At 65.5% G+C, this 519-nt stretch carries 1 protein-coding gene; it reads right to left on the bottom strand.

All coding sequences use genetic code 11. From position 1 onward, the window contains the following. Window positions 1-49: 49 nt before the first annotated feature. The coding region (locus GTZ99_RS17150; protein WP_264960557.1) for a Gfo/Idh/MocA family protein at window positions 50-519 on the bottom strand (470 nt) is incomplete at its 5' end.

Raw genomic sequence — 519 nt, 5'->3', positions numbered from 1 at the left:
AAGGAAAATGCCCGGACCCTTGATAGTCTTCATTTTTTCCGTCTCCCGTTCAGACCGTGAACCGCGTCCAGCCCGCGCCTGCCTTGGACAGCGCGACGGCCTGTTCGATCAGCGCCATGCCGCGCAAGCCATCGGCGATGCCGGGGATCAACGCGCCCTCTTCGCCCCGCACCAGCTTGGCAAAGTCACGGTAAAGATTGGCAAAAGCCTCCAGATAGCCCTCTGGGTGGCCGCCCGGCGTGCGGCTGGCCCATTGCGCCGCGCCGCCCAGCCCCGGATCGCCCGCCTGCACCAGTTCCACCCGGCCATCGTCATGGCTCAGCCACAACTGGTTGGGGTGTTCCTGACGCCAGCTCAGGCCGGCCTTTTCGCCGTAAATGCGGATCGTCAGACCGTTGCGTTCGCCCACCGAAATCTGGCTGGCCAGCAACGCGCCGCGCGCGCCATTCGCGAAACGCAGCAGGATCTGGCAGTCGTCATCCACCATGCGGCCCGGCACCACCGTGCCCAGATCGGCAA

The organism is Novosphingobium ovatum, assembly GCF_009909235.1.
Classification (GTDB): domain Bacteria; phylum Pseudomonadota; class Alphaproteobacteria; order Sphingomonadales; family Sphingomonadaceae; genus Novosphingobium; species Novosphingobium ovatum.
The sequence above is the reverse complement of the archived record's forward strand: the minus strand, read 5'-3'. Positions and strand labels throughout refer to the sequence as shown.